At 74.0% G+C, this 12,408-nt stretch carries 13 protein-coding genes and 3 tRNA genes; 6 read left to right on the top strand and 10 right to left on the bottom strand.

From position 1 onward, the window contains the following. The first annotated feature begins 133 nt into the window (after positions 1-133). A complete protein-coding gene (locus tag FHX39_RS04210; protein ID WP_183336933.1) occupies positions 134-511 on the top strand; it encodes a hypothetical protein in 378 nt (125 codons plus the stop codon). Here the strand turns inward: FHX39_RS04210 and FHX39_RS04215 are convergent. After that, positions 508-1,101, bottom strand: a complete 594-nt coding sequence (locus FHX39_RS04215) for a TetR/AcrR family transcriptional regulator (RefSeq protein ID WP_183336934.1) — start codon at positions 1,099-1,101, stop codon at positions 508-510. The genes FHX39_RS04210 and FHX39_RS04215 overlap by 4 nt on opposite strands. A gap of 138 nt (positions 1,102-1,239) precedes the next feature. Between FHX39_RS04215 and FHX39_RS04220 the strand changes: the two genes are divergently transcribed. Together FHX39_RS04220 and FHX39_RS04225 are read left to right on the top strand one after the other, a co-directional pair. Then, a complete protein-coding gene (locus FHX39_RS04220; protein WP_183336935.1) occupies positions 1,240-1,974 on the top strand; it encodes an SDR family NAD(P)-dependent oxidoreductase in 735 nt (244 codons plus the stop codon). Positions 1,975-2,022: 48 nt separating this feature from the next. After that, positions 2,023-2,643: an NADPH-dependent F420 reductase gene (locus FHX39_RS04225; protein WP_183336936.1), complete on the top strand. Its 621-nt coding sequence runs from the start codon at positions 2,023-2,025 to the stop codon at positions 2,641-2,643. Positions 2,644-2,712: 69 nt separating this feature from the next. Here the strand turns inward: FHX39_RS04225 and FHX39_RS04230 are convergent. The 9 genes from FHX39_RS04230 to FHX39_RS04270 all read right to left on the bottom strand — a co-directional run bounded on the left by FHX39_RS04230 (position 2,713) and on the right by FHX39_RS04270 (position 10,005). Continuing rightward, positions 2,713-2,785, bottom strand: a tRNA-Lys gene (locus FHX39_RS04230). A 52-nt stretch (positions 2,786-2,837) separates the two neighbouring features. Next, entirely contained in the window at positions 2,838-4,391 is a 1,554-nt protein-coding gene (locus FHX39_RS04235; protein ID WP_183336937.1) for a phytoene desaturase family protein, read from the bottom strand. Positions 4,392-4,400: 9 nt separating this feature from the next. Further along, complete coding sequence (locus FHX39_RS04240; protein WP_183336938.1) at positions 4,401-5,285, bottom strand: aldo/keto reductase; 885 nt, start codon at positions 5,283-5,285, stop codon at positions 4,401-4,403. A gap of 48 nt (positions 5,286-5,333) precedes the next feature. Beyond that, entirely contained in the window at positions 5,334-6,098 is a 765-nt protein-coding gene (locus FHX39_RS04245) for a type 1 glutamine amidotransferase (protein ID WP_183340899.1), read from the bottom strand. Between the two features lie 23 nt (positions 6,099-6,121). Beyond that, on the bottom strand, positions 6,122-7,252 hold the full coding sequence (locus FHX39_RS04250) for a MurT ligase domain-containing protein (RefSeq protein ID WP_183340901.1): 1,131 nt from the start codon (positions 7,250-7,252) through the stop codon (positions 6,122-6,124). Between the two features lie 148 nt (positions 7,253-7,400). Next, positions 7,401-7,940 (bottom strand): superinfection immunity protein, encoded by a 540-nt coding sequence (locus FHX39_RS04255; protein ID WP_183336939.1) that lies wholly within the window; start codon positions 7,938-7,940, stop codon positions 7,401-7,403. A 49-nt stretch (positions 7,941-7,989) separates the two neighbouring features. Then, a tRNA-His gene (locus tag FHX39_RS04260) sits at positions 7,990-8,065 on the bottom strand. A 79-nt stretch (positions 8,066-8,144) separates the two neighbouring features. Further along, the gene (orn, locus tag FHX39_RS04265) at positions 8,145-8,765 is read right to left on the bottom strand and encodes an oligoribonuclease (protein ID WP_198423603.1); all 621 of its coding nucleotides are present in this window, start codon (positions 8,763-8,765) and stop codon (positions 8,145-8,147) included. A 37-nt stretch (positions 8,766-8,802) separates the two neighbouring features. Beyond that, positions 8,803-10,005 carry an MFS transporter gene (locus FHX39_RS04270; protein WP_183336941.1) on the bottom strand — a complete coding sequence of 401 codons (1,203 nt, stop codon included), beginning with the start codon at positions 10,003-10,005 and terminating at the stop codon, positions 8,803-8,805. 47 nt (positions 10,006-10,052) lie between these two features. On the opposite strand from FHX39_RS04270, the gene FHX39_RS04275 reads away from it, so the two are divergent. From FHX39_RS04275 to FHX39_RS04285, 3 genes are all read left to right on the top strand, one after another. Next, positions 10,053-10,126: transfer RNA gene (locus FHX39_RS04275), tRNA-Arg, on the top strand. A 52-nt stretch (positions 10,127-10,178) separates the two neighbouring features. After that, positions 10,179-10,868 (top strand): alpha/beta fold hydrolase, encoded by a 690-nt coding sequence (locus FHX39_RS04280; RefSeq protein WP_183336942.1) that lies wholly within the window; start codon positions 10,179-10,181, stop codon positions 10,866-10,868. A gap of 49 nt (positions 10,869-10,917) precedes the next feature. Continuing rightward, the gene (locus FHX39_RS04285; RefSeq protein ID WP_183336943.1) at positions 10,918-12,402 is read left to right on the top strand and encodes a PrsW family intramembrane metalloprotease; all 1,485 of its coding nucleotides are present in this window, start codon (positions 10,918-10,920) and stop codon (positions 12,400-12,402) included. Positions 12,403-12,408 lie beyond the last annotated feature (6 nt).

Below are 12,408 nucleotides of genomic sequence, written 5' to 3' on the forward strand. Positions count from 1 at the left end.
CGCACCTCCGCTCGTCCCGCAGGCCCGGTCACCTCACGGTGACCGGGCCTGCGGCGTTCCCGGGTGCGTCACGATCGGGCAACGGTGCGGGCCGGCGGATCCCCGGACGTGCGCGGTCGAGCAGCCTGTCGGGGTGAGCATCCCCGCACCTGCACGCCCTCGTCGGTTCCCGGTCTGGGCGGTCGTGCTCGTCGCCGTCGTGGCTCTGGTCCTGGTCGGGGGAGCCGTCGCCCTGGCGACCGGGCTCGGGGCCGCGGCGACCAAGCGCGCCGTCACGCAGGCGTGCGACGCGGCCGTGACGGCCCGCCTCGGCACGGGGACGACCGACATCGACCTCGACCGGTACCCACCGCTCGTCACGAGGACCGCGGGGAGCGACCGGAACGGCACTTTCCACGTGTCCGGGGAGGTGGACTTCACCCGGGCCGGCGGGCCCGACCGCGGCTACTACGACTGCGAGGTGCGGCGGGCCGGCGGCCAGGAGACCGTCGTCGACGTCAGCGGGCTCTAGCCGGCTCGGCGGCTCGGCGGCGAGGGGACGGCGCCGTCGATCAGGACGGTGGCGATGGCGGCGGCGGTCGAGAACGACTCACGGTCGAGGACCCGGGTGCGGGCCGCCGCTCCGTCGAGGAGCAGCGCCAGCTGTTCGCCGAGCTGCTCGGGATCAGCGGCGCCGGCCTCGCGGGCGGTCTCGGCGAAGCGCGCGGCCACAGCGGTCTTGTAGTCGCGGGCGTACACGGATGCGGGGTGCCCGGGGTCGTGCAGCTCCACGGCCGCCCCGATGTAGGGGCACAGGGGCGTGGCCGCAGGCAGCTCGAAGGCGGCGAGGAGGCGCTCGCGCGGGGTGAGGTCGGTGCGGTCGAACACCCCGGACATCACCTCGGGGTCGAACCGGCGCAGGTACTCGGCGACGAGCTCGTCCTTGCCGCCGAAGTGCTGGTACGCCGTCCGCTTGGACACCTTGGCCGTCGCGCACAGCTGGTCCATGCCGGTGCGGTTGATGCCCTGGTCGCGGAACAGCTCCTGCGACGCGCCGAGGATCCGCTCACGAGCGCCCCGGCCGCGGCGCTGCCCCAGAGGGCCCTTCTCCACCTCGTCCACGGCCCCAGCCTAGCCGTGCCGGGTACGAATCGGTGTACCTAGTTGTCCGGCAGCCGATCGACGGCTACGGTGAAGAAACGGTTCGGTGTACATAAGTGGGTCGACGGCACCGGACGCCCAGCTGCAGAAGGAGTGTTCGTGGGAAAGCTCGATGGCAAGGTCGCGGTGATCACCGGAGGATCGACCGGTATGGCGCTGGCGGGCGCCCGGTTGTTCGTCGACGAGGGGGCTCACGTCGTCATCCAGGCCCGGCGGCAGGAGGCGCTGGACGACGCGGTTCGCCTGATCGGCCGCAACGTCACCGCCGTGCAGGGCGACGCCTCCGACCTGGACGACCTCGACCGCCTGTACGACACCGTGCGGCGGGAGCAGGGGTCGATCGACGTGCTGTGGGCCAGTGCGGGGACGGGGGAGCCGGCGCCCCTCGGCGAGATCACGGAGGAGCAGTTCGAGCGGGCCTTCGCGCTCAACGCACGCGGCACCCTGTTCACGGTGCAGAAGGCGCTGCCGCTGATCAACGACCACGGCTCGATCTTCATGACCGGCTCCACAGCCTCGCTCAGCGCCTTCCCCGGCTGGAGCCTCTACGCCGGCAGCAAGGCCGTCCAGCAGGCCTGGGCCCGCGTCTGGCTGAACGAGCTGCGCGACCGGAAGATCCGGGTCAACGTCCTGACCCCCGGCCAGGTCGCGACGGCCAAGCAGGAGGAGCTGTTCGACGAGGCGACCAAGGCCGCGTTCGAGTCGTTGATCCCCCGCGGGGAGATGGGTCGGCCCGAGGAGATCGCCGCCGTCGCCCTGTTCCTGGCTTCCGACGACTCCAGCTACGTCAACGGCCTCGAGCTGGTCGCCGACGGCGGCACGACCGCCCTCTGACCCGGTCCCCCACCACCCGAGCTCCAGATCACGAGAGAAGAGAACCTCATGAGCAGCATCACGATCATCGGCACGGGGAACATGGCCCGGACCCTCGGCACGCTCGCGGTCGCGGGCGGCGGCACCGTCGAGATCATGGGCCGCGACCGGTCCAAGGCCGACGGCCTGGCCACGGCCCTCGGTCGCAGCGCCACGGTGGGGACCTGGGGCGGCGTCCCGACCGGGGACGTCGTCATCACCGCTCTGCTGTACGACGCCGTCGTCCCGGCCGTCGTCGAGTACGGGGACGCCCTGGCGGGCAAGGTCGTCGTCGACATCAGCAACCCGTTCAACGCGACGTTCGACGGGCTCGACCACGGCGGGAGCTCGATCGCGCAGGAGGTGGCGGACGTGGCCCCGGCCGGCGTCAGCGTCGTGAAGGCGTTCAACACGATCTTCCGCGGCGTCCTGGAGAAGGGCCGGCCCGACGTCTTCCTCGCCGGCGACGGCGTCGAGGCCAAGAAGGTCGTCGGCGCCTTCGTCGAGAGCATCGGGCTGCGCCCGCTGGACGTCGGCGGCCTCGCGATGGCGCACTGGCTGGAGGGGATGGGCCTGGTCACGGTGGGTCTGGCCGGCCACGGGGTCGGCCACGGGGACTTCGCCCTGGGCGTCGCCGAGGTCACCGGCTGAGCAGACCTCCCCGACCTGCACGCGACACGAAGAAGCCCTGGCCGACCGAAGGTCGACCAGGGCTCGTCGTGCGCCGCGAGGGAATCGAACCCCCAACCCGCTGATTAAGAGTCAGCTGCTCTGCCTGTTGAGCTAGCGGCGCGCGAGGACAGACATTACCAGCGAGCAGCCCCAGACCCGAATCGGTACCGGGGTCAGTCGCCGGCGAGCACGGCCATCGCCGCGTTGTGCCCGCCCAACCCGCTCACGGCGCCACCGCGGACGGCACCGGAGCCGCACACGAGGACGCCGGGGTGGGCCGTCGCGACGCCCCAGGCCTCGGCGGCCGTACGCGGGACGGCGCCCTCGGGCAGCCAGGGCCAGGCGAGGTCGCCGTGGAAGATGTGGCCGCCGGGCATGCGGAGCTCGTGCTCGAGGTCGACCGGCGTGACCACCTCCACGCAGGGCCGGCCGTCCACGTCGGGGGCGAGGCAGTCCTCGAGCGGCTCGGCGAGCACGGCCTGGAGCGCCCGCAGAGCGGCGTCGCGGGCCCGGGCGCGCATGCCGTCCGGGTCGGCGCGGAACAGCCGGGCCGGCGCGTGCACGCCGAACAGGGTGAGCGTCTGCCAGCCAGCGGCCCGCAGGTCGGGGCCGAGGATCGACGGGTCGGTCAGCGTGTGGCAGTAGACCTCGCCGGGCAGCGGGTCCGGAAGCACACCGGCCGCAGCCTCGGCGTACGCCTCGTCGAGCCGCGCGTAACCCTGCCCGAGGTGCAGCGTCCCCGCGAACGCGACGGCCGGATCGACCCCGGACCGCAGCCGGGGCAGGCGGCGCAGGAGCAGGTTGACCTTGAGCTGGCTGCCCTCCGGCGCATCCGTCGGGTCCACCTCCTCGCCGAGCAGCCCGGCCGCCACGGCGGGGGCGCAGCCGAGCAGCACCGTCGGCGCCGACATCCGGGAACCGTCCGCCAGCGTGACCTCGGCCCCGCCGCCGTCGAGCGGGGTGAGGCCCGTGATGACCGCTCTCGTCCGCAAGTCCGCGCCGGCGCGGCGGGCGACGCGGACGAGCTCGTCCGCCACCCGGCCCATGCCACCGACGGGCACCCGCCACTCGCCGGTGCCGTTGCCGACCAGGTGGTAGAGGAAGCAGCGGTTCTGCACGAGGCTCGCGTCGCCCGCCCGGGCGAACGTCCCGATGATGGCGTCGGTGAGCACGACCCCGCGCACGGTGTCGTCGGTGAACGTGCGCTCGAGGACCTCGCCGAGCGGGCGTTCGACCAGGTCGCGCCACAGCTGCGGGGCCACCGCAGCCCGCAGGTCCGCGGCGCGGGGCAACGGCTGCGTCAAGGTCGGGGCGACGACGCGGGCCAGCTCGCCGACGCGGTCGTAGAAGTCGGTCCAGGCCGCGTACGCCGCGTCGTCCCCGGTCAGCGCGGCGAACGACCGCCGGGTCGCCTCCGGCCCGAGACCGACGAGCAGGTCGCCCTGCGGCGTCGGGGTGTACGAGGCGACGCTCCGCGAGCGGAGCTCGAGGTCGAGGCCGAGGTCGGCGACGAGGCGGTCGGGCAGCAGCGCGACGAGGTAGGAGTAGCGCGAGACCCGGGCGTCGACCCCCGGGAACAGCCGTGCTCCGGCGACAGCGCCGCCGAGCTCGTCGCGCGCCTCCAGCACCACGACCCGACGGCCGGCTTGCGAGAGGTACGTCGCGGCGACGAGGGCGTTGTGCCCGCCGCCGACGACGACGACGTCCGGCTCACCCGTGGCGGGCACCTGTCGACCTCACGGCCGCCCGGTGGCGGTGCACCGGGCGAGCTCGTCCTCGGTCAGCCGCAGGTCGGCCGCCCGGGCCGAGTCGGTGATCGAGGCGGCCCGCCTCGCGCCCGGGATGGGGATGACGACGTCGCTGAGCGACAGCTCCCAGGCCAGCACCACCTGCTGGGGGCTCACGCCGTGCGCCTCGCCGATCTCGGCGAAGGCGGCGAACTCAGCACCGATGCCGGTCGCGCCGCCGCCGGTGCCGCCCAGCGGGCTCCAGGGCAGGAAGGCGATGCCGTGCTCGGCGCACAGGTCGAGCTCGTCGGAGCTGGAGCGGAAGCGGGGCGAGAACTCGTTCTGCACGCTGGCCAGGCCGCCCTCGCCCAGCACCTGGATGGCGACCTCGATCTCCTCGACGTTGGCGTTCGAGATGCCGATCGCCGTGATGAGGCCCTCGTCCTGCAGTGTCTTGAAGTTCTCGATCACCTGCCCGTAGACCATCCACCGGTCGGGCCGGTGCCACTGGTAGAGGTCGATCCGGTCCACGCCCAGCGCGGCGAGCGACTTCTCCACCGCGGCGCGCAGGTAGTCGAGGGACCCGTCGCGGCGCCGGGTCTCACCCTCGCCCCGGACGATGCCGCCCTTCGTGCCGATGACGACGTCGTCGGTCGAGCCGCTCCAGGTCCGGACGGCCTCGCCGACGATCCGCTCGTTGTGGCCCATCGTGTCCCAGGTCGGGGCGTACACGTCGGCCGTGTCGATGAAGGTGATCCCCGCGTCGAGGGCGGCCTGCACGGTGGCGACGGCGTCCTCGTGGTCGGGGTAGACGCTGTCGTTGTTCATGGACATCGGCATGGCGCCGAGCCCGATCGCCGAGACGGTGAAGGGGCCGAGCTGTCGGGTCTGCACCCGTCGGACCCTACCGAGCGGCCGGCCCCGGTCCGGTGCAGCCCCGGGTCAGCGCGAGCTGCGGACCGCCGCCAGCCGCTGCGTGCGCAGCGTGTCGATCTCGGGGAGGGGGAGCGGCGCGAGCTCCTCGCCCAGGGCGAGCTCGAGCACGTGGTCGGCCAGGGCCGGGTTGCGGGCCAGGACGGGCCCGTGCGGGTAGGTGGCGACGACCGTGCCGGCCACGGCACCCTCGGTGCCGTCGTCGCAGTTGCCGATCCCGACCTCGACGTCGGCCAGGGGTTGCGCGTCCGGGCCGAGGCGCGTCCACCCGCCGTGGTTCTCGAAGCCGGTGAGCAACGACGTCTCGCCGTCGCGACCCCGCCAGCGGCTGAGGATCTCGCCCACCGCACGGCGCGGGCCGCGGGTGGTGGTGACGTCCAGCAGGCCGAGGCCCTCGATGACCTGGTCCTCGCCGCCGGGGACGCTCGGGTCGCCGACGGTGAACGTGCGGCCGACGATCTGGTAGCCCGCGCACACCGCGAAGACGACGGCGCCACGGTCGACGGCCCGGTGCAGCCCGCCGTCGGCCCGCAGGGCGCGTACCGCGGAGATCTGGGCCGCGTCCTCGCCGCCCCCCAGCAGGTAGACGTGACCGGTGTCGGGGAGCGGCTCGCCCGGCTCGACGACGGTCAGGACCGCGTCGAAGCCGCGCCACGCCAGGCGCCGGGCCAGCACGGTCGCGTTGCCGCGGTCGCCGTAGATCCCGAGCAGCGACTGGTAGACCAGCACGATCTCGACGCGGGGACCGTCGACCGGGCCGTACTCGCCGGCCACGTCGTTCGTGGTCGCGGGGGTGCTCACAGGCCACCCAGCTTTCGCAGCCGCTGGAACGGCGTGTACGTCGCGACGACGTCGACCGGCTCGGCGTGGCCGCGCAGCGCCTCGGCCAGGTCGGGCACCGTGCGGTGCTCGACCCCCGCGTACGTCAGCCGGACGGCCAGGTCCGCCGCCCGCGGCCCGGTCGCGACCACCGACCGGCCGGCCAGCTGCTCGTACTCCACGTCCCACAGCCAGGACACGTCACGCCCGTCGGCCGCGGCCGAGTCGATGGCGAGCACGACGGTCGCGGACCGGGCCAGCGGCAGGGCCTCGGCCCAGCCGGCCGGGTTCTTGGCCAGGAGCAGGCGGGCGCGGCTGCCCGAGATCGTCGCGGTGCCGAAGCGACCAGCCGGCGCGGTGACCGTGCGCATGCCGCGCAGCGCGGTCTCGGCGTCGATGCCGAACAGCTCGGCCGCGGCCAGCGCGCAGGCGGCGTTCGAGACGTTGAAGCTGCCGGGCACGTTCAGCGCCGGCGTCACCACCGACCCGTCGGGCCGCACGATCGTGTCGCCGTCGACCCGGTAGGTCGCCGCCGGCTGGGCGAGGTCGCACCCGGTGCAGCGCCAGCCGCCCGGCTGCTCGCGGACCAGGGGCGACCCGCACTGCGGGCAGAGCGAGGCGTCCTGCGTCCAGGTGGCGGCGGTGTCGACCCACACCACCCGGCGGGCGGTCTGAGCCGCCCAGACGACGAGCGGCTCGTCGGCGTTGGCCACGACGACCGGGCCGTCCTGGCCGGCCGTGGCCAGCGCCTCGCGCCAGCTGCGGCCCAGGCCCTTGATCTCGTGGTTGCGGTCGAGCTGGTCGCGGCTGAAGTTCAGCAGGACGAGGACCTCGGGGCGACCGAGCCGGACGAGGTCGGCGACGACCCGCTCGTCGGTCTCGAGGATCGCGAGGTCGGCGCGCGGGTGCTCGCCGAGCGCGGAGGCGATGCCGCCGTGCAGGTTGGCCCCGTCGGCGTTGTGGACCAGCCGGCTCGTGTCGGGGCCGAGCGCCTCCCGGACGGCACCCGCGAGGAAGTGGGTGGTGGTCGTCTTGCCGTTGGTGCCGGACACCATCGCGACGCGGCGCCCGGCGACGAGCTCGCCCAGGGCGTCGGGGTCGAGCCGCAGCATGACCTGGCCCCGGATCGAGGCACCGGAGCCCCGGCCGGCGACGCGCGAGACGGTCGCGGCGGCACGACCGGCCCAGATGGCCCCGCGCAGCCGGGCGCGGGACAGCGGCGGCAGCGCCGGCCGGGGCCGCGCGGGCGCGAGCACGTCAGCGCCGATGGTCCGGCTCCCACGGTGAGCGGGGCAGCTGCTGCGTCGGCTCGGTGCCCAGCGGGTCGACCATCGTGGGCTCGGCCGGGGCGTAGGCGCGCGGCGCGGCGGCCGGGAGCGCGGGCGGCTGGGCCCACTCCTGCACTGGCGGGGTCCACGGCTGCTGCTGGTCCTGGTGCTGCGGTTGCGGGGGCGCCGGGGCCCAGTACGGCGGCTGGGGCTGCTGCGGCAGCCAGGGCTGCGGCGGGGCGGCGTACGTCTGCACGAGCACGACCGGGCGCTCGCTCCCGCAGGCCATGACCAGGGCCACGACCCAGCCGACGAGCGTCCAGCCGAGGAAGAGGTTGACCATCGCCGTGGCGGCGACGTTCGACCGGTTGCGGGTGGCCGAGACCGCCCAGGGGAGGAGGTAGAGGCCGGTCAGCGCGGCGAGGACCCACGCGATGACGACGTGGGCCGTCGAGCACCGGTAGTGCTGCACGAGGACCTGCGACGACAGGGGCCCGGTCGGGTAGCCGTAGGGCTGCGGGTGGGTCATGAGCAGATCCTGACGGCCAGGCGGACCGCCCGCAGGCGGTCCGACGACGTGGGGTGAGTGACGGGACTTGAACCCGCGGCCACCTGGACCACAACCAGGTGCTCTACCAACTGAGCTACACCCACCAAGACGACGCGACCCCGTCCACCAGACCGGCTCGCTGCGCAGCGACGAGTGTAGTGGTCCGGTGCCCGGGTGCCGAAATCATTCCGCCGCGTCGGCCACCGCGGTGGCCGAGGCGGCGGCGGCCGCGGCGCCGGTGATCGCCGCCTGGTGCTGCGCCGCGATGGTGCGCGCGCTGGCCGAGTCCGGGCCGGGCGGGGGCACGAAGACCGCGTCGCGGTAGTAGCGCAGCTCCTCGATCGACTCCTGCACGTCGGCGAGCGCGCGGTGGTTGCCCGTCTTGGCCGGAGCCGCGTAGTAGGCCCGCGGGAACCAGCGCCGCGCAAGCTCCTTGACGCTGGAGACGTCGATGTTGCGGTAGTGGACGTACGCCTCGAGGGTCGGCATGCCGACGGCCAGGAACGCGCGGTCCGTGCCGATGGAGTTGCCGGCCAGGGGGGCGCGGCGGGGCTCGGGGACGAAGGTGCGGATGTACTCGAGCACCTGCTCCTCGGCGTCGGCCAGCGTGGTGCCGCCGTCGAGCTCGGGCAGCAGGCCCGAGTGCTCGTGCATGGTCCGGACGAAGTCGCCCATCTGGTCCAGGGCGGCGGCGCTCGGCTTGATGATCACGTCGATGCCCTCACCGAGGACGTTGAGCTGTCCGTCGGTGACGAGCGCGGCCACCTCGACGAGCTCGTCGTGCACGAGGTCGAGGCCCGTCATCTCGCAGTCGACCCAGACGAGGTAGTCCTTCACCGCTTCACTCTAGTGAGGTGTCCGGCCGGCGGGGGATCCACCGGGCGAGCCAGGCCACGCCGGTCCAGGTCAGCAGGCCCATCGTCACGGCCGCCGCGGCGAGCGGGGCCACGACGGTGACGCCGCTGACGATCAACGGGCCCGCCGCGTTGCCGAGGTCGGCGCACAGCCGCCAGCCGCCCAGGAACTGCGTCCGCGACTCCGCCGGGGCGACGTCGGCGCCGAGGGTCATCACCACGCCGGCCGAGATGCCGTTGCCCAGGCCCATCAGCCCCGCGACGACGGCGATCGCCGGGGTGACGTGGGTGAGCGGCAGCAGGAGGAAGCCGAGGCCGAGCACGACCATCGAGGGGACGGCGACGAACACCCGGCCGTAGCGGTCCATGATCGCGCCGCCCGGGTAGAAGAGCAGCATGTCGACGCCGGCCGACACCCCGTAGACCAGGCTGACCGTGGCGGGGGAGAGGCCCTGCGACGCCGCCCAGAGCGGCACGATCGTCTGCCGCGTCGCGCGGGCGGCCGAGATGATCAGAACCCCCGTGCCCAGGGTGAGCAGCGTCCGCCGGTGCGCCCGCAGCACGGACAGGACCGACGAGTGCGCGGCCCCGGTCTCGGCCCGGGCGCTGCGCTTCGTCCGGGTCACGTCCGGCAGGAACGCGGTCAGCGCGGCCGCCGCGAGGCTCATCCCGGCGGCGAAGGCGTACGCCCGCCCGATCTCGCCGCGGGACACGAGCGCGGCGCCCACGAACGGGCCCAGGAACAGCCCCACCCGGAACGTCCCGCCCAGCGTCGACAGCGCCCGGGCGCGCATCCGCAGCGGGACGGTCTCGGTCAGGTACGCCTGCCGCGCCAGGCTGAACACCGACCCGGCCAGACCGGTGACGAAGATCGCCAGCGCGAGCATCCACAGCGACCGGGCCAGGAACGCGCCGGCCAGCGCGAGGGCGTCGACCGTGCAGGCCGCGACGAGGGCCTTCTGCTCCCCGATCCGGGCGGCGAGCGCGCCGGCGGGGAGGTCGCCCAGGAGCTGCCCGATCCCGATCAGCGCCACGACGAACGCGGCGACGCCGACGCTGGCCCCCAGGTCACGGGCCGACAGCGCCACCAGCGGCAGCGTCGCGCCCTGCCCGATCGACACCAGGATCGTCGGCCCGTACGCCGGGACCGCGATCCTGCGCCAGCTGGCGGCGTCCCCGGGCTGGCTCACCGTGCCGAAGGTACCGAGGGCGTCCAGGCCCGTACGATGAAGGTCTTGCGCCTGTAGCTCAACTGGACAGAGCAGCGGGTTTCTACCCCGCCGGTTGGGGGTTCGAGTCCCTCCAGGCGTGCCCCTCCGTGCGCGGCACCGTGATGATCACGGGCTCCGCTAGGGTTCGGGGCATGCCGACCGTGGAGCTGGCCGACGGTCCTACGCTGCGCTACCGCGAGTGGGGACGACCCGACGGCGCCGTCCTGCTGATGCTGCACGGCACGACGTCGGACTCCACCACCTGGTCGAACGTCGCGCCCGGTCTGGGCGAGCACTTCCGGGTGATCGCGCTCGACCTGCGCGGGCGCGCGGACAGCGAGTGGCCCGACGTCTACTCGCTGCCCCTGATGGCCGACGACGTCGTCAAGTTCATGGACGCCCTCGGGATCCTGGGCGCCGTCGTCGTCGGGCACTCCAGCGGCGCGGTCGTCGCGTTCCTGGTGGCGAGCGGCCACCCGGAACGGCTCCGGATGCTCGTGCTCGAGGAGCTGCCGCCGCCCGACGCCGCCAAGCCGCAGCTCGAGCTGCCGCTCGGTCCCGACCCGGCCGGCCGCTACGACTGGAAGGCCGTGATCGCCATCCGGCGCTGGCTCAACGCCGCGCACCCGGATTGGTGGGACCTGGCCAACCGCTTGAACGTCCCGACGCTGGTCGTCGGCGCGACCCGTGGGCCGTTCGACCAGGGCCGCGTGCGCGACCTCGCGAACGCGATGCCCGATGCGCGCTACGTCGGCCTCGAGCTCGGGCACACCCCGCACACGGAGCGACCGAGCGCCTTCCTGCAGGTCGTCTTGCCGTTCCTCGCCCCGCTGGCCAAGTAGGCCCTCGTTCCCGGGGTGGGCGCACCGACCGCCGCCTATCCTTCATGCCATGTCCGCCCCGGCCGCCCTGCGTGCCCTGACTGGTGCCAGGCAGGGCCGTGACCGCGACCTGGCGCGCAACGGGCTCCCGGTCGAGCCCGACCGCAGCCAGCCGTTGCCGCGCCGCCTGCTCCGCTCCCGGCTCGCCTGGCTGACCCTGGTGATGGCGATCGCGTACGCGGTCTGCCTCGTGCTCCTCTACCGCCAGGTGGTGCCCGACCAGGAGGTCCCCGGCGGCGTCTCCGTGGGGCTCGGTCGCGACGCGGTGCCGATCGCGGCCCGGTACGCGGCGATCACGGCGATCCCGCTGTCGCTGCTGTTCCTGTGGGCCGACCGCTTCCGGCCGCAGCGCTTCTGGGTCTGGATCATGACCTTCGGCTGGGGCGCCTGCGTCGCGACCTACGTCGCCGCGGGGGTCAACACCTGGGCCGCGAGCCACCTGTCGATCATCGGCGACGGGGACCCGGCCACCGGGGCCCGCGCCGCGATCTTCGTCGCGCCGTTCGTGGAGGAGGCGGCCAAGGGCACGGTCCTCTTCTGGCTCGCGATCCTCATGCGCAACGCGTGGGTCAGCCGCCTCAGCGGCATCGTCCTCGCCGGCCTGTCGGGCGCCGCGTTCGCCTTCGTCGAGAACATCCTCTACTACGGCCGTGCCTACCGGTACGCCGCGCGGACCATCGGCGCGGTGCCGCCCGAGCAGGCCCTGCAGCAGACGTTCGTGCTGCGCGGGCTCCTCACCTTCTTCGGCCACCCGCTCTTCACCTCGATGATCGGCATCGGGCTGGCCGTCGCGCTGCGGTCGAAGTCGAAGACGGTGCGCGTCGTCGCCCCGCTCGCCGGCTTCTGCTGCGCCGCGCTGCTGCACATGTCGTTCAACACCGCGGCGAGCCTGCTGTCGACCCGCCAGCAGCTCTTCGTGCTGATCTTCGTCGCCGTGCCGCTCGTCCTCGGGCTCGTCGGCTTCATCGTGCGGACGCTGTTCAAGGAGGGCCGCCTGATCCGGACCCGACTCGGCGACTACGTCCGGGTGGGCTGGCTGGAGCCCGACGACCCGCAGCCGCTGTCCCGGCTCCGGACGCGGACCCGGGCCCTGTGGCACGCGCTCTTCGCCGGACCGGCGACGTTCCTGGCGACCGTACGGCTCCAGCGGGCGGTGACCGAGCTCGCCTACCTGCGCGACTCGATGGACCGCGGGCTCGTCGACGCCGCCGGCCAGCGGCGCGAGCGGGTCCTGCTCGAGCAGCTCCGCGCGCTGCGGTCGCAGGCGGTCATCACCCCCGTCGGGCACCCGACCTACCCCTGGCAGCGCCTGCGTCGCGGCGCCGGTCGCCGCGCCGCCGTCGCCGCGTACCCGCCGCCCGCCTTCCCCGGACCGGCCGGGCTGGGCGGCAGCTTCCCGGCTCCGGGCGCGCCGTCCGGAGCGCCGGGCCCGTTGGGGCAGACTGCAACCCGGTACTCAGAGGTCGACCCCAGCTGGAAGCCTCCCGGCGAGTAGGAGCCA

The organism is Microlunatus antarcticus (genome assembly GCF_014193425.1).
In the GTDB taxonomy this organism is placed as follows: domain Bacteria; phylum Actinomycetota; class Actinomycetes; order Propionibacteriales; family Propionibacteriaceae; genus Microlunatus; species Microlunatus antarcticus.

Bases quoted from the DNA above. Each gene is read 5' to 3' on its own strand.
- FHX39_RS04225 (WP_183336936.1), top strand. From the start codon at position 2,023: ATGAGCAGCATCACGATCATCGGCACGGGGAACATGGCCCGGACCCTC.
- FHX39_RS04255 (WP_183336939.1), bottom strand. From the start codon at position 7,940: ATGACCCACCCGCAGCCCTACGGCTACCCGACCGGGCCCCTGTCGTCG.
- orn (WP_198423603.1), bottom strand. From the start codon at position 8,765: ATGACGGGCCTCGACCTCGTGCACGACGAGCTCGTCGAGGTGGCCGCG.
- FHX39_RS04280 (WP_183336942.1), top strand. From the start codon at position 10,179: ATGCCGACCGTGGAGCTGGCCGACGGTCCTACGCTGCGCTACCGCGAG.
- FHX39_RS04285 (WP_183336943.1), top strand. From the start codon at position 10,918: ATGTCCGCCCCGGCCGCCCTGCGTGCCCTGACTGGTGCCAGGCAGGGC.